This is a genomic window from Microbacterium sp. SGAir0570 (assembly GCF_005491085.2).
Lineage (GTDB): Bacteria > Actinomycetota > Actinomycetes > Actinomycetales > Microbacteriaceae > Microbacterium > Microbacterium arborescens.
Genome location: NZ_CP027929.1, coordinates 1,899,116 through 1,925,129, shown reverse-complemented (window position 1 = coordinate 1,925,129; position 26,014 = coordinate 1,899,116). Strand labels below are relative to the sequence as shown.

Sequence of the window (26,014 nt, the reverse complement as noted above, 5' to 3'; positions counted from 1 at the left end):
GTCGTTGTTCCTCTCTCGGTGTGATGTCGTCAGGATGCGGCGTCGTCGTGGACGTCGCCGAGGATGATGGAGGCTTCGGCGGCGCCCTCGCCGAGGCGGTAGTTCGCTCCGATGATCGCCAGTCGCCCCTCGGCGACGGCCGTGCTGATGAGCTCGGACGCGTGGAGGAGCTGGCCGACGGTGTCGCGCAGGTGCTCGCGACCCACGACCTCGGGGTCGACGGTCTCGGGCGTCACGCCGGCGTCGGCTCCGGCCCGCAGGACGCGGCGCACGGCGGGCACGATGGGGGAGATCTGACGCCAGATGAGCGGCGGCAGCGGGGGAGCGTCGATGCCGGTGCTGTCGATCGCGGCACGCACCGCGCCGCAGGCGTCGTGGGCGAGGACGACGATCAGCGGCACGTTCAACACCGCGACGGCGTACTCGAGGCTGCCGACGACGGAGTCGGAGATGACCTGGCCGGCGTTGCGGATCACGAAGAGGTCGCCGAGGCCCTCGTCGAAGATGATCTCGGCCGCGAGGCGCGAGTCGGAGCAGCCGAAGAGCGCGGCGCGCGGAGTCTGCGAGCCGGCGATCTCGTGGCGTCGCTCGACGTCCTGCCGGGGGTGACGCGGGGCGCCCTCGACGAATCGGATGTTGCCCGCGCGCATCTCGTCCCAGGCCTCCTGGGGCGTGGGGGATGCCGGAGCGGCCGCGGTCGACGTCATGGTGTCTCCTCCTGCAGTTCGACGATCTGGGTCGCGAGGCCGCGCGCAGCGGTGCGGACGGTCTCGGCGTCGATGGCCCCGCCGCCGTAGACGAGGATGGTGTCGGCTCCCGCCTGCGTCGTCAGGGCGTAGGAGATATTCCCGGCGCGCGCAGGGTCGGGGATCTCGAAGACCTCCCACGACACACCGTCGATGGTCTCGGTCGAGGTCGTGCGCGCGCCGCTGATCTGCCGCGATGCCCAGCCGGCGTCGGCGTCGAACGCCTGCTGCACGTTGACGTACCCGCTGGCGGGCGCGTAGACGATCTCCCAGGTCTGGACGTCGTCGCCGGCGAGCTCCGCCTTGTTCACGCGCCACGACTCGGGGACCTCGGGAGCCACGAGCTCGCGGCCGATGCCCGAGCCGACGTCGGCCGCGACCGCAGCGACGTCGATGCCGGGCTGCTCGGGGACCGAGCCGCGCGGCACCGCGAAGACGATCACCGCCACGACGGCGACCGTGACGATGAGCGCCGCGAGCAGGTTCCGGACGTTCTGGCTCGAGCGGTAGACCTGTGACGACGCGGCCTTCCGCGCCGCTGTCTCGTCGGGTGTCTCGGGCCGCCCCAGCTCGGCGACGACGCGAGGCCCCTTGGCCATCACGCGTCGTCCGCGCGCGTGGCGCGCGCTTCGTCGAGCCGGCGCTTGGCGCCGAGCAGCCATTCCTCGCACCGAGCTGCGAGCTGCTCGCCGCGCGTCCACAGGGCGAGCGACTGCTCGAGGGTCGGCGCCCCCTGTTCGAGCTCGGCCACGACGCGGACCAGCTCGTCGCGCGCCTGTTCGAAGCTGAGGGTCTCGACGTCGGCGGAGAGCCCTTCGGCCGGCGGAGTCATGTCAGCCATTCTAGGACGGGTCCGCCGGTGAGCCCGCCGCCTCCGCTGGCGCGGCCCCATCGTCGACGACGCCCTCGGACCGCGCCGCGAAAGCGCCGCGACCGACGGTGACGGTGACCTGCGAGCCCGGCGGCGCCTGCTCCGCGTCGCGGATGATCACTCCCTCGTCGAGATGGGCGATCGCGTAGCCGCGGTCGAGGGTCGCTCCCGGGGAGAGCGCGCGCAGAGTCGCGCGGAGACGGGACACCTCGTGTCCCGCGGCGTCCATGCGGCGCGTCACGACGTCGCGACCGCGCGCCGTGAGGACGTGGAGTTCGTGCGCACGGGTCGTCATGAGCGATTCCGGATAGCGCAGCACCGGCCGCGATCGCAGCTGCTCGAGCTGCGCGAGATCGTGCGAGACGCGCTGGGTCAGTCGCGTGCGGGCGCGGCTGCGCAGCTGCTCGACGAGCGCGCGCTGCTCCGCGACGTCGGGCACGACCCGCTTGGCGGCGTCCGTCGGCGTCGAGGCGCGAAGATCGGCGACGTCGTCGAGGAGCGGATGGTCGTTCTCGTGTCCGATCGCCGAGACCACGGGGGTGGTCGCCGCGGCCACGGCGCGCAGCAGCCGCTCGTCGCTGAAGCCGAGGAGCGTCTGCGGGTCGCCGCCGCCGCGCGCGATGACGATCACGTCGACTTCGGGGTCGGCGTCGAGGGTGCGCAGCGCCGCGATGGTCTCGGGCACGCACCGGTCGCCCTGCACCGCCGCGTGGACGGTGCGGAAGGAGACATGGGGCCAGCGCAGCTCGGCGTTGCGGTGCACGTCGCGCTCGGCGTCGCTGCGCTCACCCGTGATCAGTCCGATCGTGTGGGGGAGGAACGGCAGGGTCTTCTTGCGCGAAGGGTCGAACAGCCCTTCCGACCGCAGCTTCGCGCGCAGACGCTCGAGCTGGACGAGCTGATCGCCGAGGCCGGTCGGGCGCATGGCCGACACGGTGAAGGAGAAGTCGCCGGACTTCACGAAGTAGTCGCTCTTGACGCACGCGACGACGCGATCGCCGACCTGGGGGCTCGCGCCGAGCCGCTGCAGCGTGCTCGACCAGAGGCGGAACGACAGCGCGGCATCTGCCTCGGCATCCTTCAAACGGCCGAAGACATGACCGCCGCGGAGGTTCCACGACGTGATCTCGCCCTCGACCCACACGGCGTTCCATCGCTGCACGAAGTCGCGGATGGTCTCGTTGAGCCGCGAGATCGAGGTCGGCGTCTGCGGTGAGGAGTCGCGGGGGTGGACGGCATCCGGCGGCGGCGTCTGATCGGGCGCGGTCTCGAACGACGGCATGGGGCTCCTCACGGCCGGTTCCGAGCGGCCGACAGGATGCGCCTCGTAGAATCGAGGAGTGAGCACTCCCGCCGTCCGGCTGCCCGTTCCCCGCGTGCCGGGGCGTCACGGCCGTCTCCAGGATATCCCTGTGGGCGCCGCCAAGCGGGTGCTCCTCGCGGCCCCGCGCGGCTACTGCGCCGGGGTGGACCGTGCCGTCGTCGCCGTCGAGAAGGCGCTCGAGCGCTTCGGCGCTCCCGTCTACGTGCGCAAGCAGATCGTGCACAACATCCATGTTGTGCGCGAGCTTGAGGAGCGGGGAGCGGTCTTCGTCGACGAGGTCGACGCCGTGCCGGAGGGGGCCCACGTCGTCTTCAGTGCTCACGGCGTGTCGCCCGCCGTCGTCTCGGCGGCCTCCGAGCGGAGCCTCCAGGCGATCGACGCGACGTGCCCGCTGGTGACCAAGGTGCATCGTGAGGCCGTGCGGTTCGCGCGCGACGACCGCGAGATCCTGCTGATCGGCCATGAGGGGCATGAGGAGGTCGAAGGGACCGCGGGCGAGGCGCCCGAGCACATCACGATCGTGACGTCGCCCGAGCACGCCGACACCGTCGAGGTGCGCGATCCGTCGCGGGTCGTGTGGCTGTCGCAGACGACGCTGTCGGTCGACGAGACGATGGAGACCGTTCGGCGCCTGCGCGTCCGGTTCCCCGAGCTGCAGGATCCGCCGTCGGACGACATCTGCTACGCGACCCAGAACCGGCAGGTTGCGATCAAGAAGATCGCGGCCGAGACCGACCTCGTGATCGTCGTGGGGTCGGCGAACTCCTCCAACAGTGTGCGGCTCGTGGAGGTCGCGCTCGAATACGGCGCTCGTGCCGCGTACCGCGTCGACTACGCCGACGAGATCCGCCAGGAGTGGCTCGACGGCGTCCGCACGGTCGGGGTCACGAGCGGCGCGTCGGTGCCCGAGGTGCTCGTGCAGCAGGTGCTCGCGAGCCTCGCGGACGCCGGGTACGCCGACGTCGATGAGGTCCGCACCGCGGAGGAAGACCTGATGTTCTCATTGCCGAAGGAACTGCGGACGGATGCAGCCGGCACGGAGGACGCCCGCGCACGCGGCGGACGGGGCCGGTCATGAGCGAGCAGGAACGTCCGCGCCCGCAGTACGGCGAGTACGCCACCCCCGAGGAGCAGCGCGCCCGCATCGCGGCACTGGGCGGAGAAGCACCGCACCCCGATGTGGTCGAGACGGCGCAGGTGCCGGCCCGCTCAGCGGCATCCCGCCCGCACGAGTCCGCGCGACAGCAGCTTCCCTCGCCGCGGCCGACCACGTCAGCCGCGCGCCCCACGCGGCTCGCCGACCGCATCATCACGGTGGCCCTGCTCGCTTACGGCCTGGTGACGGTGCTCGGCGCCATCCCGCAGCTGGTCGACTTCACGGGCTTCGCGCAGACGTGGATGGACATGGCGGGCATCGAGGGGACGCTCGCCGACCCCGCGGGCGGGCGAGCCTGGGGCATCGCGGCCGCTGTCGTCTACGGAGCCGGGTGGCTGCTGACGGCGGCGCTGTCGTGGTGGTCGCTGTCGCTGCGCCGGCTGTCATGGTGGATCCCGCTCGTCGGCGCGATCGTCACCTTCGTCATCGTGAGCCTGCTGCTGGCGGCTCCGCTGCTGTCGGACCCGGGCGTGATCGACGGGTTCTCGACCGGACGCTGACGCACGCCCCAGAACGACGCAACGGCGCCCCGCGGACGAATCCGCGGGGCGCCGTTGCGTGTGGTGGAGCCGTCAGCTCTGGGACTGGCCGAAGGAACCGAGCTGCTTGGTGGCCTCGACGACGCGAGCGGCCATCGCCGACTCGGCCTTCTTGCCCCAGGCGCGCGGGTCGTAGGCCTTCTTGTTGCCGACCTCGCCGTCGACCTTCAGGACGCCGTCGTAGTTCTGGAACATGAACCCGGCGACCGAGCGCGTGAAGGCGTACTGGGTGTCGGTGTCGATGTTCATCTTCACGACACCGTTCGCCACGGCGAGGGCGATCTCCTCGTCGGTCGAGCCGCTGCCGCCGTGGAAGACGAGGTCGAGCGGCTTCTCGCCCGTGCCGAACTTCGAGGCGATGCCGGCCTGGATCTCGCCGAGCAGCTCGGGCTTGAGCTTGACGTTGCCCGGCTTGTAGACGCCGTGGACGTTGCCGAACGTGAGGGCGGCGATCCAGCGCCCCTGGTCACCGAGGCCGAGGGCCTCGACGACCTGGGAGACGTCACCGGTCGTCGTGTAGAGGGCGTCGTTCGAGCCCTCGTGCTGCACGCCGTCCTCCTCGCCGCCGACGACGCCGATCTCGACCTCGAGGATCGCGCGGATCGCCTTGATGCGGGGCAGGAGCTCCTTGGCGATCTCGATGTTCTCGGCGAGCGGCACGGCCGAGCCGTCCCACATGTGCGACTGGAAGATCGGCTGCCCGCCGTCGGCGACGGCCTCCTCGGATGCCGCGATGAGCGGCAGCAGGAAGTCGTCCAGGGCCGGCTTCGGGCAGTGGTCGGTGTGGAGCGCGACCGTGATGGGGTAGTTCTTGGCGACTTCGTGCGCGAACTTCGCGAAGGCGAGCGCGCCGGTGGCGCGGCCCTTGACGGTGTGTCCGGCGAAGTAGTCGGCGCCACCGGTCGTGACCTGGATGATGCCGTCGGAGCCGGCCTCGGTCAGACCCTGGAGGACGGCGTTGATGGACTGCGAGCTGGCAGCGTTGATGGCGGGGTAGGCGAAACCACCGGCCTTCGCGCGATCCAGCATCTCTGCGTACTGTTCGGGGGTGGCGATGGGCATGAAAGCTCCTCAGATCGGCGGTGTTACCGAGCCCACTTTATCGAAGGCGGCTGTCGCCGTCCGCGGCGCGGCCGGAGAAACGATGCGCCGTGTTTGCGGAGCGCGCGCCAGACGGCTCGGCCTACCGATCTGTTAAGAATCCCGATTCCTTCGTCGCGGCACGGATGAAAACGAGCCGTCGTCACGCAGTGGCCGACCTATGCTGTGCCCCATGGTGAGTTTGACCGCCGACATGAGTCCGCTGCATCCCGATCGAAACCTCGCGCTCGAGCTCGTGCGCGCGACCGAGGCGGCGGCGATCCGTTCGGTGCCGTTCATCGGCCGCGGGCAGAAGGAGCTCGCCGATGGGGCGGCGGTCGATGCGATGCGCGCGTTCCTCACCACCGTGAACTTCGACGGCGTGATCGTCATAGGTGAGGGCGAGAAGGATGCCGCTCCCATGCTGTTCAACGGCGAGAAGGTCGGCACGGGTCGCGGACCGCAGGCCGACATCGCCGTCGACCCGATCGACGGGACCACTCTCACCGCGGAGGGACGGAACAACGCGCTCTCCGTCATCGCGGTGGCCGACCGGGGCGCGATGCTCGATGCCTCGTCGGTGTTCTACATGGACAAGCTCGTCACCGGCCCGGCGGGTGTCGGCGTCGTCGACATCCGGCTGCCGATCGCCGAGAACATCCGGCGACTCGCGAAAGCTCTCGGAAAGCCGGTCGATGAGCTGGTGGTCTCGGTCCTCAATCGCCCGCGTCACGCGCAGCTGATCCAGCAGATCCGAGATGCCGGCGCGGGTACGCGACTCATGAGCGATGGTGACGTCGCGGGCGGGATCAACGCGGCGCGGCACAACGCGCGCACCGACATGTGCGTGGGCATCGGGGGCAGCCCGGAGGGCATCGTCACGGCATGCGCGATCAAGGCCCTCGGCGGCCACATCCAGGGGCGGCTCTGGGCCCGCGACGACGACGAGAAGCAGCGTGGCATCGACGCGGGGCTCAGCCTCGACGGCCATGTGTATGAAGCGGACGACCTGGTGCGGGGCAAGAACACGATCTTCGTCGCGACGGGCGTGACCAACGGTGAGCTCGTCGGGGGTGTTCGGCGGGAGGGCGATTACGTCTACACCGAGAGCGTCGTGCTGCGCGGCGCTTCGGGGACGCTGCGCCGGATCACCTCGGAGCATCTCACCTCGAAGTGGCTCTGACGCGGGGCGGGTAACTATCACGACACGACTGCGTGTCAACCACTGATGCTCTCAGCGAGGCTCTGTCACAATGGGCAGCGGTATCAACGGCGATGACCACCCTCATGTCAGCACCCGGGAGAACCATGTCGATGACAGCAAACAACCCGCCGACCGGTCAGGTCGCGGTGACGATCGACCCCGCGCGACGTCCGGACGTTCTGCTGCGCCGGCGCCACCCGGAGGGGCACCAGATGAGCGCCTGGTGGATGATCGGCGCTTTCGTCGCGGTCTCGGTCGCCGTCGTCGGCCTCGTCAACATGTTCCCGGCCTGACCCGCGAGCCCCGCTCTTTCACACCCTCTACGGCGGCGTCACAGCCGCTCACGAAGCTCCCCGACGTCCGCGCTGAGCAGCTCGGGGGCTGTCGTCATCCTCGTCGATGCCTCGATCGGACTCGGCGCACTCGTCGCCTCGAGCCGTGTCTCGTCGATTCCCGGGAACTTCCGCGCCGTCACGAGCACCCTGCTCTCGAGTGTGCCCACGAACTTGTTGTAGGACTCGACCGTTCGCTCGATCGCACGCCGCAGGTCGTTCGCGTGTGACGCGAGGCCGCCGAGCCGCTGGTACAGCTCGTTGCCGAGGTCGAACAGGCGCCGGGCCTCGTCGGAGACGTCCTGCTGAGTCCACGTGTACGCCACCGTCTTGAGCACAGCCCACAGGTTCACCGGCGAGGCGAGGGCGACGCGCCGGCTGAACGCGTAGTCGAGCAGCGCCGGGTCTTCGTCCAGAGCGGCGGCGAGGAGCGATTCGCTGGGGATGAAGCAGACCACGAACTCGGGACTCGAGCTGAGACCCTGCCAGTAGGCCTTCTTCGCGAGAGCATCGACGTGGGCGCGGACCGCTTTGACGTGCGCCGTCAGCAGCGTCTTGCGACGCCGGGCCTCCTCACCCTGGGCGGTGACGGGGATCGCGCTCGCCTCGAGGTAGGAGTCGAGCGGCACCTTCGCGTCGACCGCGAGCGCCTTGTCGCCGGGGAGGCGCACGACCAGGTCGGGGCGTCCGGCTCCGCTGTCGGAGGAGATGCTGGACTGCAGTTCGAAGTCGACGTAGCGCGTGAGCCCGGCGGACTCGACGATGCGTCGCAGCTGCGTCTCACCCCAGACGCCGCGTGCGGCGCTCGACCGCAGGGCGCCGGCGAGCGATTCCGTCGTCGATCGGAGCGCCTCGTCGGTCTCGCGCCCGAGCCGCAGCTGCTCTGCGACCGAGCCGAACTGCTCGCTGCGTTCACGCTCGAGGAGTTCCACCTTGGCCTGCATCGCCTGGAGCGACTCCTGGACCGGGGCAAGCGCACGCAGCACGGCCTGCTCGCGGCGTTCGCGTTCGTCGCGAGCGGCCTGATCGAGCCGAGCCTGCGTGCCGAGCTCGCGCTGCAGCTCGCGCTGTCGTTCCAGTTGCTCGGCGTGGGCGTCGCGCTCGGCCTCCGCGACCGCAGCGCGCGCTTCGAGCCGAGCGCGGTCGGCTGCTCCGTCGCGTGAGGCGCGAGCGGAGCCAGCGAACCAGCCGGCCGCGGCGGCGATCGCGGCGACGACGATGAGGATGAAGACGAGAGCGGCGTCCATGTGTCCAGGATGCCGGGTGCCTCCGACATCGCCCGGAGGCGGGTTGCGCGGCGCGGCGCGCGCGTGCCGGAAGCGCCCCGGTGAGCGAGGATGTCGGTATGAACGGCTACGTGCGCCCGACCGTCGACGCGCCGGTGTTCCGCGATGCCGACGGCGCGGTCATCGAGTACGGCAGACGCTGGCCGGGATCGCCTCCAGAAGAGACCTATTCGGTCGACACGCATCCGGAGCGCTTCGCGCCGCTGCACGCTGTCGGCGATGCGCTCGTCGCTCACCTGCGTACCGCGTACGACGTCGTGGTGGACGAGGGCGTCGCGGTCGCCGACGATCTGAACAGACCGAGCTTCTCCGACGTCCTGCGAGCCGTGAGCCTCCGCCCGACCGATCCGCGGTGCGCGGCCGTGACTGTCGTCTTCGACGCCTATCCGGGCATCTCGGTGCACTCTGGACTCCTGCACGACGCCCGTTACCCGCACTGCGGCTGCGATGCCTGCGACGAGGAGTGGGAGGCCGTCGCTACTGATCTCGAGCAGCACGTGTTCGCCGTCGTGACCGGAAACTTCCGCGAGGCCATCGTGCCCGGTGCCGAGCTTCCGGTGCGTCACGCGTTCACCTTCCCCGAGAGCGGCAGGTCCGGCGAATCGCGCGCGGACGGTTTTCCACCAGAGCGGGTCTCGAAGGCACGCGAGGTGCTGCGCGACTTACCCGACGGGTGGGCTCCGTGGCCGCGCGCGCAGGCGTCGCCGGGTGGCAGTGCGTAGTTCCGCACCCACGCGCCCGGCGACGGCGCGGAGCCCACGACCCGACCGCGCCGAGCCAGCGACCAGTGCCGGCCTCACCGTGGACTCGTCAGAACTGTGGAGCCTCCCGTCGGGTCGGTCTGTGCACGCTGAACCGGCCGCCCCATTGGCGAAGCGGGGAGCCGCGCCCGCCCGACTCCGCGAGCAAGCGCAAGCCGAACCCGCGTCCCGTGTACGCTGATCCCGCGGCCAGCGCCGACCGAACGGCCGACTGGTCAGAACGGCGGTGGTCCTGTGTCGGGTGGCTCGGCGACGGTGAAGGCGACGAGTGGTGGTGGTGCGTCTTCGCGGTAGACCCGCCCGGTGGGTGAGGTCCACACGAGCCGCCCGCCCGGGAGTTGTCTGACGTGCCATCGGGTGTGGTGTTTGACGTCGTGATGCCTCTTGCAGAGGTTGGCGAGGTTACACACGTGCGTCGCCCCACCGTCGGACGCGGCGATGGTGTGGTCCAGTTCGCAGCGGATGGCGGGTTGTCGGCATCCGGGGAACCGGCAGTGCCGATCGCGGGCCCGTAGCAGTCGCACCATCGCGCTCGTGGGCCGGTAGGTGTCGCATTCGAGGACGGTTCCGGTGACCGGGTGGGTGAGCAACCGGTCCCAGGAGGTGGCGTTGCCGGCGAGTTCGCGTGCAGTGTTCGCGTCGATGGGGGAGCGGCCGGCGAGATCGGCGGGCCCATCGTCTTGCCTCATCAGTGTGAGGGCGGACACGGCGACCTGCACGTGCGCGCGGATCGCTCCGAGCGTTCCGTCGCCGTCACCGGTGCCGGTGGGGTCGAGGGCGGGCGTCCCGGCGAGGAGGAGGTCACTGAGCACGTCGGCGCGGACCTGATCGATGCTTCGCGCATGGTCAACGAACGACGACCCGTCGACGGCGCCAGCATCGTCACGGGCGTCAGCGCCCGCGCCGACGCCTCCGTCGGACGCCTCGGCGCCCGCCCGCGGTGCGTCGATGTCAACCCCGCTGGCGCCGAGGCACGCAGTGTCGGCTTGCTCTCGCGCGTTGATGATCTCCCGCGCCTGTCGGGTCAGGCGATCCACGATCCCGTCGGCGATGACGGTCGGCAGTGTCGCGATGAGATCTGACATCCCGTCGGCCCCGGTCTGCACGCGTACGCACCGCTCTGCCGCGGCTTCTTCGTGCCGCTCGGTGAACGTCCGCGGGTGCATCCGTTCGGCGATCATCCGCAGTGCGTCGCGCACCCGGTTCGGGGTCTCGCCCTCGCACCGCTCGATCGCGACGCGTTCGAACTCCGCCCGCTCCTCCGCGGGTACCAGGCATCCCGTCTCTTGAATGACCCGCACGTGCCCGCGGACGATTCGTCCGGCTTCCCACGCCGCCATCGTCACCGGGTAGTTCTCGACCAGGTCTCGCGCTTCATCGATGCGGCGCTGCAGGGTCCGGTCGGTCGTGATGAACACTCCGGCGAGCTCCGCGGCGATCCCGCGAAGCGCCATCTCTCGCGCCTTGACCTTCTCCGGCGCTCCAGCGGACTGAGACTCAGCCAGCTGGCCGGCGGCGGCGAGGAGACGAACCTCCCGGACCTGTGCCGCTCGTGCGGCATCCGCTATGCCCTCGGCATCCGCGACGAGCTGAGCGAGGACGTCGACGTCACCGTCGCTGCCGATCCCGCTACCAAGTCCGCCATTCGAATGCATGTTCGAATCATGTCACGGACCTCCGACATCGCTCCGGAACTGTCCCCAGGCCCGAGACCGGCGAGCGGTTCGGTCAGGCCGGGCTGAGCAGCGAAGCCCCGATCGGCTCGTGCTCGGGCACGCGCACCCCCAGCAGCATCGCGAGCTCGACGAGGTCGTGCGCGCCGGCCCGGCGGGCCGCGTCGATCGTGATGTGTGCGCACGCGAGTGCGTCCGCCAGGGCGTCGTGGTGCGCGAAGTCGAGGAAGCCGACGGCGGCGGCCACGAGCGGCAGTCGGTAGGAGTCGAGCTGATACGTCTTGCGTGCCAGCTGCACGCTGCACACCGAGCGGATCGCGGGGAGCGCGGCATCCGTCGCCTCGCACGCGCGGCGCAGCACGGCCACATCGAATCCGGCGTTGTGTGCCACCAGTACGTCGTCACCGATGAACTCGAGAAGCCGGGGGAGTTGCGCTACCCAGCCGGGGGCATGCTCCACCGCGTCGGCGGTGATCCCGTGGATGGACACGTTGATATCGAAGAATCGGTCGTGGCCGGAGGGCGGTCGGATCAACCAGCCGTCGGAAGCGACGACCTCGCCGTCGCGAACGCGGACCAGTCCGACCGAGCATGCGGATGCACTGGAGGAGTTCGCCGTCTCAAAGTCGATCGCGGTGAAGTCCAGTGCCACGGGACAAGCGTCACCCGCGTTCGGAGCGGGGGAAGGGAGGCGCGCCGCCGAGCCGAGCGATCCGGATCGGTCGGAGGCGATGCCGGCGGGCCACGTAGACTGGATGCCCGTGGCTCTCACCATCGGAATCGTAGGACTGCCCAACGTCGGCAAGTCGACCCTCTTCAACGCCCTGACCAAGAACCAGGTTCTCGCCGCGAACTACCCGTTCGCGACGATCGAGCCGAACGTCGGCGTGGTGAACCTCCCCGACCCGCGCCTGAAGGTGCTGGCCGAGATCTTCCACTCCGAGCGCATCCTTCCCGCAGCGGTGTCGTTCGTCGACATCGCCGGCATTGTGCGCGGTGCGTCGGAGGGTGAGGGGCTGGGCAACCAGTTCCTCGCGAACATCCGCGAGGCCGACGCGATCGCGCAGGTCGTCCGCGGCTTCGCCGACGACGACGTCGTGCACGTCGAGGGCGCCGTGAACCCGCAGAACGACATGGAGACGATCAACGCCGAGCTGCAGCTCGCCGATCTCCAGACCCTCGAGAAGGCGATCACGCGCTACGAGAAGGAGGTTCGCGGCAAGAAGCTCGACCCCTCCGTGCTCGACGCCGCCAAGGCTGCGCAGGACGCCCTGCAGCGCGGCGAGTTGCTCTCGGGATCGGGCATCGACCTCGCGCCCATCAAGGAGCTCGGTCTGCTGACCGCGAAGCCCTTCATCTTCGTCTTCAACGTCGACGAGGCCGTTCTCACGGATGACGCGCGCAAGGCGGAGCTCGCCGCGCTCGTCGCGCCCGCGCAGGCGGTGTTCCTCGACGCGAAGATCGAGTCGGAGCTCATCGACCTCGACCCGGAAGAAGCCGCCGAGCTGCTCGCGTCGACCGGTCAGGACGAGTCGGGCCTCGACCAGCTCGCGCGCATCGGCTTCGATACGCTGGGCCTGCAGACCTACCTCACCGCGGGCCCGAAGGAAGCGCGTGCCTGGACGATCGGCAAGGGCTGGAAGGCTCCGCAGGCCGCCGGCGTCATCCACACCGACTTCGAGAAGGGCTTCATCAAGGCCGAGGTCATCTCGTTTGAGGACCTCGTCGCGACCGGCTCGGTCGCCGAGGCTCGCGCGAAGGGCAAGGCGCGCCTCGAGGGCAAGGACTACGTCATGCAGGACGGCGACGTCGTGGAGTTCCGCTTCAACGTTTAGGCCGTACTCCCGGATCGGAAAACATCTGTAGCGGTTCGACCTAGGGGCTGAGAGCATCGGCCCATGAACCGATGGCCGCGCCGACCACTCGTCATGCTGATCGTCGCCCTCGCGCTGTGGGGTGTTTCGATGCCTTTCGCGTTCGTTGCGGACGGAGGCTGGCGAATCGCGGGGTTCGTCGTCTTCGTGTCGAGCATGATCTCGAGCTTCGTCTTGATCGTGCGACAGCAGATGCGGCAGAGCGAGGCCGATTCCGACACCTGACGGACGACAACGCGGTGCAGACCAACCCCACCCCGTTACCAGCCCTCAAGCGTTCCATCAACCGGTGGGCACCGCGCTGCGACCCTGCCTAGCGTGGATGTCATCTCGACTCGAGGAGGCAACACTATGGCCACGAACACCACCACCACGCGTAACAAGCGCCGCGCCGCCGGCGCCGGTCTGACGAACGAGCAGAACGCCGAGAGCGGCTTCCGCGCTTCGCAGAAGCTCAGCGAGAACACCCAGAAGGTGCTCGTCGACCTCATCGAGCTGTCGCTTCAGGGCAAGCAGGCGCACTGGAACGTCGTCGGACGCAACTTCCGCGACACCCACCTGCAGCTCGACGAGATCATCGATGCCGCGCGCGAGTTCGCCGACACGGTCGCCGAGCGCATGCGTGCGCTCCACGCCCTGCCGGACGGCCGCAGCGACACTGTCGCCGAGACGACGACGCTGCCGGAGTTCCCGCAGGGCGAGATCGACACCGCCGAGGTCATCGACCTCATCACCGAGCGCCTGGAGGCGACGATCGGAACCTGCCGCGACGTGCACGACGAGGTCGACGAGGAAGACCCCACGACCGCCGACATCCTGCACTCGATCCTCGAGCGCCTCGAGCAGCTCGCCTGGATGGTCAGCGCCGAGAACCGCAAGCCGCAGGGCTGACAGAGCCCCAGGGTCGGCCAAGCGCCGAGCCGCGGCCGGGGAGACCCGCCCCGCAGACCCCGCCCCGTGACCACCGCGTCCGGGCGGGGTCTTCGCGTCTCGCGCAGTTCAGACCAGCTGCGGGTCGATCATCGTCATGCCCGCGGCGGGCGCACTGTCCATTTCGGGCAGCAATCGGGCACCTTCCTCCAGCCCGACCACCCGCTGCACGAGGTCCTGCGGGCGCAGGCTGCCGTCGCCGATCAGCGCCATCATCCCGGGGTAGTCCACCGCCGCCATGCCGTGACTCCCGAGCAGGTCGAGTTCCCACGCGATGACGCGGGCCAGGGGAGCGGCGCTACGACCGGATGCCGAGGGCAGCAGCCCGATCTGCACGTGACGCCCTCGGCGACGAAGGCTCAGAATCGCATCGGATGCGGTCTGCTCGCTGCCCACCGCATCGACCGAGACGTGGCTGCCCCCGCCCGTCAGCTCGTGGACGATCGCCGGCACGTCGCGCCCGTCGGCGGCGACGACGTGCTCCGCCCCGACCTCGGAGGCGGTCTGCAAAGCGGCGTCCGAGCGGTCGACCGCGATGACGCGCGCGCCCAAAGCCCGCGCGATCATCACCGCGCTGAGACCGACGCCGCCTGCGCCGACGATGGTGATCCACTCGCCGCCGCTCAGGGCTGCGCGGGCGATCAACGCGCGGTGGGCCGTAGCGAAGCGGCATCCGAGCGCCGCCGCAGCTTCGAACGAGACGCCGTCGGGGATGCCGACGAGGTTGACGTCGGCTGCCGGCACGATCACTCGCTCGGCGAACGAGCCGGCGTAGGTGAAACCGGGCTGCTGCTGGTGGGGGCAGACCTGAGCATCGCCTCGCGAGCACCACTCGCATCGACCGCAGCCGATGACGAACGGCGTCGTGACGCGATCACCCACCAGCCAGCCCTCGACGTCGGAACCGACCTCGGAGATGACGCCCGAGAACTCGTGTCCCGGGGTGTGCGGCAGTGCGATGTCGTCATGACCTGCCCAGGCGTGCCAGTCGCTTCGACAGAGCCCGGTGGCGCGCACCGACACCACCACGCCGTCGGCGGGGACGTTCGGATCGGCCACCTCGCGAACCGTCACCGGCCCGCGGATGCTGTCCATGACCATCGCTCGCACGATCGGCCACGCTACGCCATCGAGCGCGCCCGCGCCGCACGGTCGGCGGCAGTGTGACGCGAAAGGTCAGGCGTCGCGGAATCCCTCGAGGTCGGGGTCCCACTGCGCGGGAGGCTCGTCGTCGACGGCGTAGAGGTGGGCGCCGTCCGCGCGCCGAGGGTAGCTCTCGTGCGCGCGCAGATCGTCCGCGCCCTCGGAGAAGTCCGGTTCATCGGCGTCCCACTCGACGGGGGCGGACAGCACGTCGTTGCCGACGCCGATCACGAGTTCGGCCTCATCGACGCGGCCGCTCGGCTCGAGCACGATCGGAATCCGCACGGCCTCCGCACGGCCGTAATTGGCCACGGCGGCGGTGAGCTCGACCAGTGCCTCCGCAACGTCATCCGTCGTGATCACCGTGTCGCCCGCGTACGTGATTCGTCTCATGGCAACACTGTGTCGGGTAACCGCATCCGGCACCTCGCACTTGCGCGGACGGTGATCATCGGATACTGCCCGAGTCGGCCGGGATCATCGCACGATGCTCTCGGCTGGTCAACGCGCCTGACGCGATCTGCGGCGCTGCCTACCGTGGTCGGGAGCGTCGAGTCGACGCGCCGACAGCGAGGGAGACGTGATGAGCCAGCAGGACCCGGCGACCGACCAGGAACCGCTCTCCGAGCCGGAGGCCGTCCGCAAAGACATGCGCTACAGCCCGGCGAGCGACACCGAGACCCGCGAGAAGCAGGACGAGGCGCCGACCAGCCCCGATGAGGACGTCGACGACGACCTCGTGCGGGCTCGTCCCGGCACGGGTGGTCCTGACGACGTCGGGGACGTCGACGTGCCGGCCGAGGACCTCAACCTGCCCTGGCGAGACGACGAGGCGAGCGCCTGAGGGCTCACCGCTCCGCCGCGCGGGCGGTCAGTTCCACCCGACGGTATTGAACCACTGCGCCCGCGCCTCGCCCTCGGCGGCATCCGTCGCTCCGCGGAAGGCATCGTGACGTTCCAGACGACCGTCGGTCAGCTCGACGAATCCGGTGCACACGGGGCACATGCCGCGTCCGAAGGGAAACCCGTCGGGCAACGAGGGTGCCGCCTCCGCGGGCTCGCCGCTGCCGGCGCACCGTGGCGGATCTGCTTGAGCGTCCGACCACATCTGCGACGTGCCCAGGCGATTGTGCAGGCCGGCGTGTCCCCGCGGACGCGTGCAGAGCGCCGACCCGCGGCGGGACCGGCACCACAGTGCGGTCGGGTAGTCCGCGGCGGCCGGCGCGTTCACCCGATCAGATCCGGATGCCGCAGATGCCGCACTCGCCCGCGGCGGACACCTCGACGAAGCAGTCCGGGCACATCGCCCGCACGACATCCGAGGGAGCCGGCGCCTTCGGGGCGCGCGGAGCGGCCGCGCGGGGAGCGGCTCGCCGGGCCGGCGCGGTGCGCGCGGCGACGTCGGCGGGCTGCTTGCGCTCGGGCACGTGGGCTTCGCAGTAGAACCGGACGAAGCCGCCGTGGTTGGTCGGGTGACGGTGCTTGACCGCCCACAGGTGGTCGCGGTCGTGCGCGCCGGCATCAGCGGGACACGCGGCGCATCGCGCGGGATCACCCGGCATGACGTCGGCGACGCGGTAGGGCGTCTCGTAGGTGAGGCGATCGCGCCAGTCGGCCGAGTCGACGATTCTCATGGTGGTCCTCTCCGGCACTCGCGCGCCGGATTCCAGCGTACCCGCGGCCCCGGGGAGGCGGTCCGCCCACCATCCGGTGAACATTCGCGGAACGGGGTGCGCCGCCGCGTCCGCCAGACGGTGGCCTTTGCGACAGTGAGGGGGTCACCACCGGCGAGAGGGCGCGAATGGAACCGGCGACCCGAGCACCGATGGACGTCCTGCTGCGTCCTGCTGCGCTGGCCCGCGCCTGGATGGGGCCTGGGCGCGATCCTGAGACGATCGCCGTCCCCGGCGTGGTGCTGGGACCGGGAGATGTGCTGGTGCGCATCGACCTCGTCACGATCACCGAGGACGACCTCGCCATCACCGACGGTGACGAGCAGTGCCCGGTTCCCACGGTTCTCGGTCGTGAGTTCGTCGGCAGGATCGCCGCGCTCGGCGGCACCGTCGCGGCGGTGGATGGCATTCCACTCGAGCTCGGGGAGCGCGTCGTGAGCGCCGTGGGCCCGCATGAGCGCATCGGCGCGCACCGCGAGCTCGTGGGCGGCTTCGCGACCCATGTGCATCTCGTCGAGGGCACGCCGATCGCCCGCGTGGGCGAAGCGCTCCCGGCCTGCATCCTGGCGCCCGTTCCCGGCGCGGTCGCGCGGGCGGCCGCGATCATGCGACGTCTGGAAGAGGCCGCCGATCCGGAGGATCTCCTCGTGACGGTCTCGGGCACGGGCGCCGATCCGCTCGTGCTCGCGGCGATGATCGCCGCGAGCGGTGGCCGGCCACGGGTGGCTTCAGCCGATCCTCGGGTCCGGGCCCGGGCCGAGCGCTTCGGGGCCGCGCTGGCGCCCGAGCACATCCTTGAAACGGACCTGAGCGCACGCTTCATGGCCGCAAGCCCCGACCCCCGGGAGCTCGTCGTGCGGGGCGGGGCGCCCACGCCGGCCGATCTCGTGGCGGCGGTCGCGTTCATGCGTGCTCCGGGCACCCGGCGCTACCCGTTCGCCGACCTCGTGTCGGCGCCGCTTCCCTTCGCCCGGCTCGACGAGGCGATCGACCTCGCCCGCGCGGGCCGTCACCTCCGCGTGGCGATCGCCCCCGGAGCATGAGCTCGCGGGGGCGATCGGATGCCGCGTCGGCGGTCGGGACGGATGGCTCAGGCGGTCTGCCCGGAGTGCTCGCCCTCTTCGATCTCTTCGACGACCTTCGCGTTGAAGGCGGGCAGGTCGTCGGGCGTCCGGCTCGAGACGAGGCCCTGGTCGACCACGACCTCCTCGTCGACCCAGGTCGCGCCGGCGTTGACGAGATCGGTGCGCAGACTCGGGAAACTCGTCAGCGTGCGTCCCGAGAGGACGTCGGCCTCGGCGAGGATCCATGCCGCGTGGCAGATGGCGCCGACGGGCTTGTGCTGCTCGAAGAACGCGCGCGTGAAGTCGACGGCGTTCGCGTCGAGTCGGAGGTTGTCGGCGTTGACGACGCCGCCGGGGAGGACGAGCGCGTCGTATTCATCGGCCTCGGCGTCGGACGTGACCACGTCGACCTTCTGGGAGTGACCGTTCTTGCCGGTGATCTCGCCAGATTCCGGAGCGACGAGGACGACGGTGGCGCCGGCGTCGGAGACGGCCTGCCACGGCGAGGTCAGCTCGCTGTCCTCGAAGCCGTCGGTTGCCAGGAATGCGATCTTCTTGCCATCGAGAGTGCTCATGGATCCGACGGTACGCTCGGCCGGGGGACGCTGCGACGCGCTTGACAGGCTCAGCGACGCATGGTCCCCTGCGGGGTTACGATGGCGATATGTCCACCGCATCCACGCCTCAGCCTCAGACCCTGCAGCCGGTTCCCGATGAGAAGAACCTGCTGATCACCGCCAACGACGACGCAGGCTCGTGCTGCGGCGGGGGATGCTGCTCGACCTCCTGAACGTCGCTTCGAGGCGATGACGAAGCCGCCGGTGCGTGATGCACCCGGCGGCTTCGTCGTTCGCGTTCGGCGACGCCGGACGGCGGCTCAGTGCGGGGTGGGTGCGCCCTCGGGGCTGTCGGCCGGCTTGCGAATGAGAAGGGCTCCGATGATCAGCGGCGACGCGATGATCGCGGCCACGAGGAAGGCGGCGCGTGCGCCCTCGGCGCCGGCGGCCGTCGTCCCGGGTTCGAGCGCTCCCGCCTCCGCGGCGGACATGACGGTGATGAGCAGTGCGATGCCCGCGGCTCCTGCGACCTGCTGCACCGTGGAGACGATCGCACTGCCGTACGAGTAGAACCGGGGCTGCAGCGAACCGAGGGATGCGGTGAAGAGCGGGGTGAACGACATCGCCAGGCCCAGCGAGAGTGTGGTCTGCAGCGCCAGCAGCAGCCACACCGACGTGTTCTCGGTGAGGGTCGTGAAGCTCCACAGGATGCCGGTCACGATGACGGCGCCGGGGATGAGGAGCACGCGCGTGCCCCAGCGGTCGTAGACGCGCCCGATGAACGGGCCGGCGATGCCCATCGCGAGCGATCCCGGGAGGACGAGGAGCCCGGACTCGAGCGCGGAGAGCCCGAGCACGTTCTGCATGTACAGCGGCAGCAGCGTGATGGCGCCGAAGAAGGCCATCGACATGACGGCCAGCTGAGCGACCGACAGCGAGAAGTTCGTGGAACGGAACACGCGCAGGTCGAGCAGCGCGTCATCGCTGCGCTGGAGGGCGATCTGCCGCCAGACGAAGGCGCCGAGGGCGATCACGCCGACCGACAGAGCGATGATGAGCGGCAGGTTCGACGCCGGGACCGCGGCCTCGGCATCGCCTCCGCCGTGGCCCGCGGCGCCGATCTGGCTGAGCCCGAACACGAGCCCGCCGAAGCCGAAGGCCGACAGAACGACGGAGAGGACGTCGAGGGGCGCGCGTCGGGTCTCGCCGAGGTTGTGGATCCAGCGGACCCCGATCGCGAGCGAGACGAGCGCGATGGGAAGGACGACGCCGAAGATCCACCGCCAGCTGAGGGTATCGAGGAGGAATCCGGAGAGGGTGGGCCCGATCGCCGGGGCGAGCGACATGACGATGCTCACCCGTCCCATCATCCGGCCGCGGGCGTGCGGCGGTACGACGGTCATCAGCGTCGTCATGAGCAGGGGCATCATGATCGCCGTGCCCGAGGCCTGCACCACGCGCGCGACCAGCAGGAATCCGAAGCCGGGCGCGAGCACGGCGATGAGCGTTCCCGTCGAGAACAGGGTCATCGCCGCGGTGAAGACGGCGCGGGTGGTCAGTCGTTGCAGCAGGAAGCCGGTGATCGGGATGACGACGGCCATCGTCAGCATGAACGCGGTCGTGAGCCATTGCGCCGCCACGGCCGTGATCCGGAAGTCGGCGATGAGGTGGGGGATCGCGACGCCCATCGTCGTCTCGTTGAGGATCGCGACGAAGGCTGCGACGAGCAGGAGCCAGATGACTCGGTTCGCCTCGGCCGAGACGACGGTCGGCGCACCCGGGTGCGCGGTGGGCGTGGATGCTGTGGTGGACGACGGCGCGACGGCCATGGGCAACTCCTCGGTCGGAAGATCGGTCGTCACCCGAGGGCGGACTCCGCAGGGCCAACGCCCCGACGGGTCGATTATTCCCGGGGGTGCGGACACGGCGCCAGCGTTCGCCCCGGGGCGATCAGCGCGGACGCGCATGATGGATCACCAGAGACGGGCGATGTCCCAGAGGTCCGTCGTCGCCGGGTCGCTCGGGCGGTGGCCCGGCGCCCGCTCGCGGAAGTCACGGACCAGCTCGCCCACCCGGCGGCGGTACTCGGGATCGGGGTGGGTCGCGGCGATGCGCACGAGCGGCGGGACGTCCATGTCGAGCACGAGGCGCACGCGGGCCGCGGCGGCGTCGCGGGCATCGGCGGAGTCGAGGACGGCGAGGCCCGATCGCAGCGCCTCGAGATAGTCGGTCAGCACCGGCAGTTGCGCGCGGTGCTGGGTGATCGACGATCCGTCGGCGCGTTCGCGCCAGTGCACGACGACGTCGGGGATCACGTCGAAGGCGCGGGCGCGCGTGTACATCTGCTGCGCCACCAGCTGGTCCTCGTACAGCCGGTTCTCGGGGAAGCGCAGGCGGTGACGACGCCAGAACTCGATGCGGCTCGCTTTGGACCACGCGACGATGTTGCCCGAGGCCTCCGGATGGTCCGCGAGGGTGACCCCCGTGCGTGCCGGCTGCGTGGATGCCGCGACCCAGGGCTGCACGGGGCCCGGTACGTAGCCCTCATCGGTCGGTCGCAGCCGGACGTACGCGCCGGCGACGAAGTCGGAGCCCGATGCGTCGAGCGTGCTGACCCACCGCTGGAGCGCCGAGGCGGTCAGGACGTCGTCGGCGTCGAGGAAGGCGACGAACGGAGTGTCGACGAGATCGAGCCCGGCGTTCCTCGCGGCCCCCAGGCCGACGGGACGGTCGTGTGCACGCACACGGAACCGCTCGTCGGATGCCGCCGCCGCGGCGAAGATGTCGCCGGTCGCGTCGCGCGAACCGTCGTCGATCAGGATCGCGGTCCACTCGACGAGGGTCTGGGCTCGAAGCGACTCCAGGGCCTCCTCGGCATAGGGGGCGACGTCGCGGCCGGGGACGATGACGGTGACGACGGGCGGGCTCACGACCCCGATCGTACTGCCGAGACGGCGTCGGCCACGGCTCCGGCGAGCGCCGACGCATCGGGCGGCGCTGTGCGATCGAAGCTGAATCTGACCGCGGTGCGGGCGTCGTCGGGGTGCATGCCCATCGCGGTCAGGACGTGCGAGGGCTCGTCGCTGCCCGCGGCGCAGGCCGACCCGCTGCTCGTGACGATCCCGCGCCGTTCCAGCTCGAGGAGCACGGCCTCGCCCGAGGTCGCGGCGAACGTGAAGGAGGCGAGGCCGGGAAGCCTCCGATCCGGGTCGCCGGTGACGCGCGCGCCGGAGACGGTGTCGAGCACGCGAGCCGTGAACGCGTCGCGCGCGGCGGTGGCACGCGCAACGGCGTCGTGGCGCTCGCGCTCGGCGAGTTCGAGCGCGACGGCGAGCCCGACCGCCCCCGCGACGTTCTGCGTGCCGGAGCGCCGGCCGCGCTCCTGACCTCCGCCGTGCAGCACGGGTTCGAGCGGAAGCCGGCCGCGCACGCCGAGGACACCGATGCCCTGGGGTGCGCCGATCTTGTGCCCCGCGATGGAGAGGGCCGAGGCGCCGGTGCCGGAGAGCGGCAGCCAGCCGGCGGCCTGGACGGCATCCACGTGCAGCGGCACCGACGGGAGGGCTCGTGCGATCGCGGCGACATCCTGGACGGTGCCGACCTCGTTGTTGGCATAGCCGACGCTCACGACGGCGGTGTCGTCGCGCACGGCCCGCGCGACGGCATCCGGGGTCACGCGCCCTGCGGCGTCGACGGGAAGGACGTCGACCTCGTATCCGTGGATCCGCTCGAGATGACGGCAGACGGCGAGCACCGAGTCGTGCTCCACCGCGGTCGTGACGATGTGGCCGGGGGTGCGCCCTCGGGCCCCGAGCGCGATGCCGGCGATCGCGAGGTTGTTCGCCTCCGTGCCGCCGGAGGTGAAGACGATGTCTCCCGCGCGCATGCCGAGCACCGTCGCGGTGCGGCGGCGGGCGTTCTCGAGCGCCCCAGCTACGTCCTCGCCGACCGTGTGGACGCTCGAGGGATTGCCGAATCGTCCCGTGAGGAACGGGGCCATCGCCTCGAGCACTTCACGGCGCACCGGACCGCCCGCGGCGTGATCGAGGTACAGCATCAGTGCGCGTCGACGACGAGATCGAGGCCGAGGTCGAGGGCGGGTGCGGAATGCGTGAGCGCTCCGACCGAGATGATGTCGACACCGGTCTCGGCGATCGAGTGCACGCTCTCGAGGGAGACCCCGCCCGATGCCTCGACGCTCGCGCGACCGCCGACGAGCGCGACACCGCGGCGCAGGTCATCGAGCGAGAAGTTGTCGAGCATGATCGTGTCGACGCCCGCCGCGAGCACGGGCTCGATCTGGTCGACCCGATCGACCTCCACCTCGACGTGGGTGGTGTGGGGAAGTCGAGCCATCGCCCGCTGCAGCGCTTCGGTCAGTCCGGTGCCGTCGGCGGTGATGACGCCGAGGTGGTTGTCCTTGAGCATGACGGCATCCGAGAGGGAGAACCGGTGGTTGTGGCCGCCGCCGTCCCGGACGGCCTGCCGCTCGAGCGCGCGGAGCCCCGGAGTGGTCTTGCGAGTGTCGGTGATCCGCGCCCGGGTGCCCGCGACCGCGTCGACATAGCGGCGTGTGAGCGTGGCGATCCCGGACATCCGCTGGGCGAGGTTCAGGCCCACCCGTTCGGCGGTCAGCACCGCGCGAGCCGGCCCGCGCACCGTCGCCAGCGTGTCGCCGGGGCGGATGCGCGCACCGTCGGGAACGTCGATGGCGACCTCGCACCCCGGGTCGGTGAGTGCGAAGGCGGCCGCGAACACCGACACACCGCTGAGGACGCCGTCGACGCGGGAGACGAGCGCGGCTGTCGCGCGTGCGGAGGCGGGGATGAACGAGCTGCTGGTGAGATCGCCCCAGGGGGCGTCCTCGTCGAGGGCGGGGCCGACGACGGCGGCGATCTGACGGGCGGTGAGCATCATGCGACCTTCTCGGGCAGGACGGCGGACGTGAGGGCGGTGTCGACGGGCGGGGCGGCAGATGCGTCGTCGCGACGGTGGTGGGCGCCGAGCGACCGAGGCCGTCCGAGAGCGGCCGCGGTGAGCGCGCGGGCCACCAGCAGCAGGTTGACGTCCTCGTGCTCGCGTCGCGAGCGGGGTGGCGCTGCGGCTTGCGTCCACGCGTCGAGAGCGCCGAGCGCGAGGCCGAGTCCGGCGGCATCGCGCTGCAGGCCGACGTGCTCCCACATCAGCGTCTGCAGTGCCTCGCGGCTGAACGGTTCGCTCGTCGGGGTCCGCCGGGGGACCGCCGACGCGGCCGCCGGCGTTCGAGCCGGCTGTGCACCGCCCGGCGAGACGGGAGTCGTCCGTCGCGCGGCACCGGTGATCGCGTCGGCCGCGCGCGTGCCGAACACGACGGCCTCGAGCAGCGAGTTCGACGCCAGGCGGTTGGCTCCGTGCACGCCGGTGCGCGCGACCTCGCCGACCGCGAACAGGCCGTCGAGGTCGCTCCGGCCGTCGAGATCCGTCGCGACGCCGCCCATCAGGTAATGCGCGGCCGGAGTGACGGGAACCGGATGCCGCGACCAGTCCCACCCGCGCGCTCGTACGGCCGCGTCGATCGTGGGGAAGCGGGCCGCCAGGAAGGCCGCCGTCGCCGACGGCGTCTCGCGGAGCCCGGTGGCATCGAGCAGCACCGGCCGCCCCTCCTGACGGGCCATCGCGCTCGCGATCGCGCGCGCCACGACGTCTCGTGGAGCGAGCTCCGCGTCGGGATGCGCCTCGACGCAGAAGCGGTGCCCGCGCTCGTCGACGAGGACGGCGCCCTCGCCGCGCACGGCTTCGGACACCAGCGTCCCGTCCGTCAGCGCGGTGGGGTGGAACTGCACGAACTCCAGGTCCGTGACGGTCGCTCCGGCGCGCAGGGCGAGGGCGACCCCGTCGGCCGTCGCGACGGCTGGATTGGTCGTATGCGCGTACAGCTGGCCCGCCCCGCCGGTGGCGAGGACCACCGCATCCGCCGTCAGCGTCTCGGTTCGTTCACCCGAGAGGACACGCACCCCGCGCACCGCCCCGTCCTCGACCACGAGGTCGGTGACGAACGAATCGGTGCGGATCTCGACGGGTGCTGCGTTCAGCGCCCGGTTCAGCGCCCTCTGGATCGCGTCGCCGGTTGCGTCGCCGCCGGCGTGCAGGATGCGCGGAACCCGGTGGGCTCCCTCGAGTCCGAGGCGCAGCGCTCCGCTGTCGTCGCGATCGAACGCGACCCCGATCGCCTCGAGCGCCCCGACGACGTCCGGACCCGCGGACGCGAGCACGCGCACGGCGTCGCGCTCGCCGAGGCCCGCCCCGGCGCGCAGGGTGTCGTCGACGTGGGCGAGCACGGAGTCGCCCACGGCGGTCACTGCGGCGATGCCGCCTTGCGCGTAGGCGGTGCTTCCCTCGCCGAGGGACCCCTTCGTGACCAGTACGACCTCGCAGCCGGTGTTGGCCGCTCGCAGGGCGCACATCCCGCCGGCGAGGCCCGAGCCCACGACGACGACCCGGCGGGTCACGGCCGAGCCGCCAGCATCCGTTCGAGCGCGGCGCGCGCGGGAACCGCGACGTCGTCGGAGACCTGGATGCGGTTGGGCGTCCGCCCCGCGCGCAGCTCGTCGAGGACCCACGCGAGGTAGCCGGGATGGATCCGGTACATCGTCGAGCACGGGCACACCACGGGGTCGAGGCAGAAGATGCGGTGCTGCGGGTACTGCGCGGCGAGCCGCTGGACCAGGTTGATCTCGGTGCCGACCGCGAAGACCGAGGGCTCGGTCGCGCCGTCGATCGCGCGGCGGATGTACTCCGTCGAGCCCGCCTCGTCTGCGGCGTCCACGACCGGCATCGGGCACTCGGGGTGGACGATGACGCGGACGCCGGGGTGTTCGGCGCGGGCGCGCTCGATCTGATCGACGGTGAAGCGGCGGTGGACCGAGCAGAACCCGTGCCAGAGGATGACCCGTGCGTCTCGCACGGACGCTTCGTCGTTGCCTCCGAGCGGCCGCCGGGGGTTCCACATCGGCATCCGGTCGAGGGCGACCCCCATCGCCTTCGCCGTGTTGCGGCCCAGGTGCTGGTCGGGGAAGAAGAGGACGCGCCGCCCCCGGGCGAATGCCCACTCGAGCACCGTGCGCGCGTTCGACGAGGTGCACACGATGCCGCCGTTGCGGCCGACGAAGCCCTTGATGGCCGCGGACGAGTTCATGTACGTGACCGGGATCACCGGAAGCAGTCCCTCGGCATCGGGCTCGTCGAGGGCGCCGTAGATCTCCGCGAGCTGCTCCCAGCACTCCTCGACCTCGTCGATCGAGGCCATGTCGGCCATCGAGCACCCCGCGGCGAGGTTCGGCAGGATGACGGCCTGCTCGCGCTGCGACAGGAGATCGGCGGTCTCCGCCATGAAATGCACCCCGCAGAAGACGATGGCCTCCGCTTCGGGGTGAGCCTTCGCGGCCTCCGCGAGCTGGAACGAGTCGCCCACGTAGTCGGCATGCCGAACCACCTCCTCCCGCTGGTAGAAGTGCCCCAGCACGACGACGCGGTCGCCGAGGGCGGCCTTCGCGTCGGCGATCCGGTCGTGCAGCTCGGCCTCGTCGGCAGTCCGGTAGTACTCGGGGAGCTCGCCCTGGCGCGGCGCTCCCGCCGGGATGACGTCGCCCATCGACGATCCCGGGCCGTACCCGGGCCGCGTGTCGAAGCTCCAGGGTCCCGCGGCGAGATCGGTGGTGCACGTCTGGGCGGTCGACGCCCCGGCGACGATCGCCTGGATGCCGTGGTCGACACTCGGGTCGATGGGTCGCGGCGACAGCGTGAGCGGAGATGTGGTCATGCG

The 26,014-nt window shown here is 70.8% G+C and carries 30 protein-coding genes; 11 read left to right on the top strand and 19 right to left on the bottom strand.

Translation table 11 applies throughout. The features are described from left to right. Positions 1-29: 29 nt before the first annotated feature. From C1N74_RS09175 to xseA, 4 genes are read right to left on the bottom strand one after another with little or no spacing between them, the layout of a single operon-like run. Complete coding sequence (locus C1N74_RS09175) at positions 30-707, bottom strand: carbonic anhydrase (protein WP_036304560.1); 678 nt, start codon at positions 705-707, stop codon at positions 30-32. After that, positions 704-1,345: a DUF4245 family protein gene (locus tag C1N74_RS09170; RefSeq protein ID WP_023950418.1), complete on the bottom strand. Its 642-nt coding sequence runs from the start codon at positions 1,343-1,345 to the stop codon at positions 704-706. Before C1N74_RS09170 ends, C1N74_RS09175 begins: the two co-directional genes overlap by 4 nt. Next, the gene (locus tag C1N74_RS09165) at positions 1,345-1,578 is read right to left on the bottom strand and encodes an exodeoxyribonuclease VII small subunit (RefSeq protein WP_023950420.1); all 234 of its coding nucleotides are present in this window, start codon (positions 1,576-1,578) and stop codon (positions 1,345-1,347) included. The genes C1N74_RS09170 and C1N74_RS09165 overlap by 1 nt, the downstream gene beginning before the upstream one ends. A 10-nt stretch (positions 1,579-1,588) precedes the next feature. Then, the gene (gene xseA, locus C1N74_RS09160) at positions 1,589-2,899 is read right to left on the bottom strand and encodes an exodeoxyribonuclease VII large subunit (RefSeq protein WP_137750393.1); all 1,311 of its coding nucleotides are present in this window, start codon (positions 2,897-2,899) and stop codon (positions 1,589-1,591) included. A gap of 58 nt (positions 2,900-2,957) precedes the next feature. Here xseA and C1N74_RS09155 point away from each other — a divergent pair, with 58 nt between their 5' ends. Beyond that, on the top strand, positions 2,958-4,019 hold the full coding sequence (locus C1N74_RS09155) for a 4-hydroxy-3-methylbut-2-enyl diphosphate reductase (protein WP_084670274.1): 1,062 nt from the start codon (positions 2,958-2,960) through the stop codon (positions 4,017-4,019). Then, positions 4,016-4,597: a DUF6264 family protein gene (locus C1N74_RS09150; protein ID WP_064956491.1), complete on the top strand. Its 582-nt coding sequence runs from the start codon at positions 4,016-4,018 to the stop codon at positions 4,595-4,597. The genes C1N74_RS09155 and C1N74_RS09150 overlap by 4 nt, the downstream gene beginning before the upstream one ends. A gap of 72 nt (positions 4,598-4,669) precedes the next feature. Here the strand turns inward: C1N74_RS09150 and fbaA are convergent, their stop codons facing one another. Next, complete coding sequence (fbaA, locus tag C1N74_RS09145) at positions 4,670-5,698, bottom strand: class II fructose-bisphosphate aldolase (protein WP_064956492.1); 1,029 nt, start codon at positions 5,696-5,698, stop codon at positions 4,670-4,672. Positions 5,699-5,909: 211 nt separating this feature from the next. Between fbaA and glpX the strand changes: the two genes are divergently transcribed. Continuing rightward, the gene (gene glpX, locus C1N74_RS09140; protein ID WP_114598848.1) at positions 5,910-6,899 is read left to right on the top strand and encodes a class II fructose-bisphosphatase; all 990 of its coding nucleotides are present in this window, start codon (positions 5,910-5,912) and stop codon (positions 6,897-6,899) included. A gap of 131 nt (positions 6,900-7,030) precedes the next feature. Next, positions 7,031-7,213, top strand: coding sequence for a hypothetical protein (locus C1N74_RS09135; protein WP_023950432.1), 183 nt, complete (start codon positions 7,031-7,033; stop codon positions 7,211-7,213). Positions 7,214-7,251: 38 nt separating this feature from the next. Here C1N74_RS09135 and rmuC read toward each other — a convergent pair whose 3' ends face one another. Then, the gene (gene rmuC / locus C1N74_RS09130) at positions 7,252-8,499 is read right to left on the bottom strand and encodes a DNA recombination protein RmuC (protein ID WP_064956494.1); all 1,248 of its coding nucleotides are present in this window, start codon (positions 8,497-8,499) and stop codon (positions 7,252-7,254) included. A 98-nt stretch (positions 8,500-8,597) separates the two neighbouring features. On the opposite strand from rmuC, the gene C1N74_RS09125 reads away from it, so the two are divergent. Then, the gene (locus tag C1N74_RS09125; RefSeq protein WP_137750392.1) at positions 8,598-9,260 is read left to right on the top strand and encodes a DUF6226 family protein; all 663 of its coding nucleotides are present in this window, start codon (positions 8,598-8,600) and stop codon (positions 9,258-9,260) included. Positions 9,261-9,514: 254 nt separating this feature from the next. Here the strand turns inward: C1N74_RS09125 and C1N74_RS09120 are convergent, their stop codons facing one another. Together C1N74_RS09120 and C1N74_RS09115 are read right to left on the bottom strand one after the other, a co-directional pair. Beyond that, positions 9,515-10,954, bottom strand: a complete 1,440-nt coding sequence (locus C1N74_RS09120; protein ID WP_137750391.1) for an HNH endonuclease signature motif containing protein — start codon at positions 10,952-10,954, stop codon at positions 9,515-9,517. Between the two features lie 73 nt (positions 10,955-11,027). Then, positions 11,028-11,624 (bottom strand): exonuclease domain-containing protein, encoded by a 597-nt coding sequence (locus C1N74_RS09115; RefSeq protein ID WP_137750390.1) that lies wholly within the window; start codon positions 11,622-11,624, stop codon positions 11,028-11,030. Positions 11,625-11,733: 109 nt separating this feature from the next. Here C1N74_RS09115 and ychF point away from each other — a divergent pair, with 109 nt between their 5' ends. From ychF to C1N74_RS09100, 3 genes are all read left to right on the top strand, one after another. Further along, entirely contained in the window at positions 11,734-12,807 is a 1,074-nt protein-coding gene (gene ychF, locus C1N74_RS09110) for a redox-regulated ATPase YchF (protein WP_094261420.1), read from the top strand. 63 nt (positions 12,808-12,870) lie between these two features. Further along, entirely contained in the window at positions 12,871-13,071 is a 201-nt protein-coding gene (locus C1N74_RS09105; protein ID WP_137750389.1) for a hypothetical protein, read from the top strand. A gap of 126 nt (positions 13,072-13,197) precedes the next feature. Beyond that, positions 13,198-13,737 (top strand): Dps family protein, encoded by a 540-nt coding sequence (locus tag C1N74_RS09100; RefSeq protein WP_023950448.1) that lies wholly within the window; start codon positions 13,198-13,200, stop codon positions 13,735-13,737. Positions 13,738-13,845: 108 nt separating this feature from the next. Here C1N74_RS09100 and C1N74_RS09095 read toward each other — a convergent pair whose 3' ends face one another. Continuing rightward, positions 13,846-14,886: a zinc-dependent alcohol dehydrogenase family protein gene (locus C1N74_RS09095; RefSeq protein ID WP_137750388.1), complete on the bottom strand. Its 1,041-nt coding sequence runs from the start codon at positions 14,884-14,886 to the stop codon at positions 13,846-13,848. A 66-nt stretch (positions 14,887-14,952) separates the two neighbouring features. Then, entirely contained in the window at positions 14,953-15,312 is a 360-nt protein-coding gene (locus C1N74_RS09090) for a hypothetical protein (protein WP_036304564.1), read from the bottom strand. A 190-nt stretch (positions 15,313-15,502) separates the two neighbouring features. On the opposite strand from C1N74_RS09090, the gene C1N74_RS09085 reads away from it, so the two are divergent. Continuing rightward, on the top strand, positions 15,503-15,763 hold the full coding sequence (locus tag C1N74_RS09085; RefSeq protein ID WP_064956499.1) for a hypothetical protein: 261 nt from the start codon (positions 15,503-15,505) through the stop codon (positions 15,761-15,763). A 27-nt stretch (positions 15,764-15,790) separates the two neighbouring features. Here C1N74_RS09085 and C1N74_RS09080 read toward each other — a convergent pair whose 3' ends face one another. Next, positions 15,791-16,150 carry a hypothetical protein gene (locus C1N74_RS09080; RefSeq protein ID WP_258317901.1) on the bottom strand — a complete coding sequence of 120 codons (360 nt, stop codon included), beginning with the start codon at positions 16,148-16,150 and terminating at the stop codon, positions 15,791-15,793. A 4-nt stretch (positions 16,151-16,154) separates the two neighbouring features. After that, positions 16,155-16,553, bottom strand: a complete 399-nt coding sequence (locus tag C1N74_RS09075) for a glucose-6-phosphate dehydrogenase (protein ID WP_137750387.1) — start codon at positions 16,551-16,553, stop codon at positions 16,155-16,157. Between the two features lie 167 nt (positions 16,554-16,720). Between C1N74_RS09075 and C1N74_RS09070 the strand changes: the two genes are divergently transcribed. Beyond that, entirely contained in the window at positions 16,721-17,635 is a 915-nt protein-coding gene (locus tag C1N74_RS09070; protein WP_137750386.1) for an alcohol dehydrogenase catalytic domain-containing protein, read from the top strand. Positions 17,636-17,682: 47 nt separating this feature from the next. On the opposite strand, the gene C1N74_RS09065 is transcribed toward C1N74_RS09070, so the two are convergent. Continuing rightward, positions 17,683-18,231, bottom strand: a complete 549-nt coding sequence (locus C1N74_RS09065) for a type 1 glutamine amidotransferase domain-containing protein (protein WP_023950462.1) — start codon at positions 18,229-18,231, stop codon at positions 17,683-17,685. A gap of 89 nt (positions 18,232-18,320) precedes the next feature. Between C1N74_RS09065 and C1N74_RS16645 the strand changes: the two genes are divergently transcribed. Then, positions 18,321-18,446, top strand: coding sequence for a hypothetical protein (locus tag C1N74_RS16645; protein WP_256977771.1), 126 nt, complete (start codon positions 18,321-18,323; stop codon positions 18,444-18,446). Between the two features lie 87 nt (positions 18,447-18,533). Here C1N74_RS16645 and C1N74_RS09060 read toward each other — a convergent pair whose 3' ends face one another. From C1N74_RS09060 to nadA, 6 genes are all read right to left on the bottom strand, one after another. Continuing rightward, positions 18,534-20,042 carry a DHA2 family efflux MFS transporter permease subunit gene (locus tag C1N74_RS09060; RefSeq protein WP_137750385.1) on the bottom strand — a complete coding sequence of 503 codons (1,509 nt, stop codon included), beginning with the start codon at positions 20,040-20,042 and terminating at the stop codon, positions 18,534-18,536. Between the two features lie 144 nt (positions 20,043-20,186). After that, positions 20,187-21,143, bottom strand: a complete 957-nt coding sequence (locus tag C1N74_RS09055; protein WP_023950466.1) for a glycosyltransferase family 2 protein — start codon at positions 21,141-21,143, stop codon at positions 20,187-20,189. Then, positions 21,140-22,270: a cysteine desulfurase family protein gene (locus C1N74_RS09050; protein WP_137750384.1), complete on the bottom strand. Its 1,131-nt coding sequence runs from the start codon at positions 22,268-22,270 to the stop codon at positions 21,140-21,142. Before C1N74_RS09050 ends, C1N74_RS09055 begins: the two co-directional genes overlap by 4 nt. Continuing rightward, positions 22,270-23,127: a carboxylating nicotinate-nucleotide diphosphorylase gene (nadC, locus tag C1N74_RS09045; protein WP_064956761.1), complete on the bottom strand. Its 858-nt coding sequence runs from the start codon at positions 23,125-23,127 to the stop codon at positions 22,270-22,272. Before nadC ends, C1N74_RS09050 begins: the two co-directional genes overlap by 1 nt. Then, on the bottom strand, positions 23,127-24,701 hold the full coding sequence (gene nadB / locus C1N74_RS09040; protein ID WP_258317900.1) for an L-aspartate oxidase: 1,575 nt from the start codon (positions 24,699-24,701) through the stop codon (positions 23,127-23,129). The genes nadC and nadB overlap by 1 nt, the downstream gene beginning before the upstream one ends. Continuing rightward, complete coding sequence (gene nadA / locus C1N74_RS09035) at positions 24,698-26,011, bottom strand: quinolinate synthase NadA (RefSeq protein WP_064956504.1); 1,314 nt, start codon at positions 26,009-26,011, stop codon at positions 24,698-24,700. Before nadA ends, nadB begins: the two co-directional genes overlap by 4 nt. Positions 26,012-26,014: the final 3 nt, after the last annotated feature.